This is a genomic window from Terriglobus sp. YAF25 (assembly GCF_052113305.1).
Lineage (GTDB): Bacteria > Acidobacteriota > Terriglobia > Terriglobales > Acidobacteriaceae > Terriglobus.
On record NZ_JBFRCY010000966.1, the window covers coordinates 1 to 1,936 of the forward strand.

Sequence of the window (1,936 nt, forward strand, 5' to 3'; positions counted from 1 at the left end):
GGTGTTGGAGAAATCTGCGAATGCCGTTTTCTTCGAAGGAAAACGGCGCAAACTGCAAACGCTTCGCTCTACACCTTTAGGAGAACTGCTCTAGTTGCTGGTTCCTGGTTGCTAGTTGGATCGAAAAATTCGGTCGAGCCGATACTCTCGTTGCCCCATTCTTCGCAGCTTTATCGCGAAGGGTGGGGTTCCCGGCGAACTTGTTCGCTGGGGTGGTCACCCGAAGCGTGAGTGGAAAATTCGAGCTATGCTCGGACCGCCTTTCGTCCGTCATGTCGAAGCGGACCCGGAGATCAAACCAATTCGATCTGCGCTCGAACATCCCACCCATTGCTATTCACCCCAGCGAACAGGTTCGCCGGGGACCCCGGTACGCAATGGATGGGGCACCCAGTTTGGTGACCAAATCAGCGTTCTAGCGGCGGAGCAGTTTATCGAACCAGGACTTCTTCGGCTGCAGATCCCCATAGATGCCGATTGGTTCCGGCTGCTCTCCCAACGGCTTTCCGTAGAAGATGCGCCTTGGGTTCTCGATGCAGAGGCGGCGGGCAGTCTCAGCGCCGTACATCTCCTCAATGGCATCAGTTGCCTGACGCATCTTTGGCGGGCGGCTGGAGACGTTATGTGCGTCCGTCGCGATGATATGAACCCAGTGATCCGCAAGCATGCGGGAGGCCAGGGCCTGCGCCAGGCGGCCGAAGCGGCCGATCACGGAACCTGCCGTGACCTGGACCAGAAGGCCCCCGCGGATCCAGTTCTTCATCCGGTCCGGGTTGCGCTGTAGCGTGGCGTTGCGCTCCGGGTGTGTAAGGATCGGCGTCAGGCCGGCGAGCTGGAGCTGGTAGAAGGTCTCGGTCAGACCGACGGGAATGCCTTCATCGGGAAGCTCCACCAGGAGATATCCGTTGCCATTGATGCTGTATTTGGCAGGATTCACCTTGGCGTCTTCGATGTTGTCGTACGTCATGTGGAAGAAGCTGAGCCAGCGTGGCCTCATCGCAAAAGTAATTGCCTTCCATGTGGCCGACCGGCATCTGTAACACCTCTCCCTGGGAGAGGGAAGCGGTAAACGGGGAGTCGGTCGTCTCTGTCCGCAGGTGAACCTGTTTGCAGATGTACTTCAGGCCGGCGTTGCGCATCAGTGCGCCTGGCAGCAGACCGCTCTCGGTCAGAATCTGGAAGCCGTTGCAGATGCCCATCACCAGCCCGCCGTTCGCCGCGAACTTCTTCACGGCGCCCATCACTGGGGCGAAGTGGGCGATGGCTCCGGTGCGGAGGTAGTCGCCATAAGCGAAGCCCCCCGGCACAAGGATGGCATCGCAGCCCTGCAGATCGGTCGACTCATGCCACAGGAAGGTGACCGGCTGATGCGCGACGGTGTCGAGCACGTTGTAGGTATCGTGGTCGCAGTTGGATCCGGGGAAGACGAGGACACCAAACTTCATGGCTTGATTGTAGCCGTTTCGGAGAATTTCTTTGCAGAAGAGGAAGGTGTGCGGCTATAAGTTGTATATACAACTTCATGTCACAGGAGTCATCATGCGCAAATTTCTTCTCGTCGTCCTGCTTCTTGCCGGTTGGGGAAGCGTGCATTCCCAGACACCCATGAAACCCACCTGCGTTCTGGTGAGCCTCACCGTTAAGCCGGAGATGCGGTCGAAGGTGGCGCCCGTCATGCAGCAGGAGGTGATGGATACCGTCCAGGCTTATCTCGACGGCAAGATCCTGCAGTGGTATTCGCGTGCCGATGGCACCGGCGTCGTCTTTCTGCTGAATGCCACCAGTGTGGACGATGCCAAGGGCATCATGGGCGCGCTGCCCCTGGATAAGGCCGGCCTTGTCGATCTCCAGTTCACACCCCTGGCGCCGCTGCAGCCACTCAAGCGGCTGCTAGGGGCAAAGCAGTGACAACTCTTCCAGAGCTTCCATGTGCCTG

Annotated in this window: 3 protein-coding genes; 1 reads left to right on the plus strand and 2 read right to left on the minus strand. The window is 58.7% G+C overall.

What is annotated here, in order from left to right; translation table 11 throughout:
• Positions 1-415: 415 nt before the first annotated feature.
• Entirely contained in the window at positions 416-967 is a 552-nt protein-coding gene (locus AB4043_RS25640) for a tyrosine-protein phosphatase (protein ID WP_442308539.1), read from the minus strand.
• Positions 876-1,445 (minus strand): phosphoribosylformylglycinamidine synthase subunit PurQ, encoded by a 570-nt coding sequence (gene purQ, locus AB4043_RS25645; protein ID WP_442308538.1) that lies wholly within the window; start codon positions 1,443-1,445, stop codon positions 876-878. The genes AB4043_RS25640 and purQ overlap by 92 nt, the downstream gene beginning before the upstream one ends.
• A 94-nt stretch (positions 1,446-1,539) precedes the next feature.
• On the opposite strand from purQ, the gene AB4043_RS25650 reads away from it, so the two are divergent.
• The gene (locus AB4043_RS25650) at positions 1,540-1,908 is read left to right on the plus strand and encodes a hypothetical protein (protein WP_442303260.1); all 369 of its coding nucleotides are present in this window, start codon (positions 1,540-1,542) and stop codon (positions 1,906-1,908) included.
• The last annotated feature ends 28 nt before the right edge of the window (positions 1,909-1,936 follow it).

Bases quoted from the DNA above. Each gene is read 5' to 3' on its own strand.
- AB4043_RS25640 (WP_442308539.1), bottom strand. From the start codon at position 967: ATGACGTACGACAACATCGAAGACGCCAAGGTGAATCCTGCCAAATAC.
- purQ (WP_442308538.1), bottom strand. From the start codon at position 1,445: ATGAAGTTTGGTGTCCTCGTCTTCCCCGGATCCAACTGCGACCACGAT.
- AB4043_RS25650 (WP_442303260.1), top strand. From the start codon at position 1,540: ATGCGCAAATTTCTTCTCGTCGTCCTGCTTCTTGCCGGTTGGGGAAGC.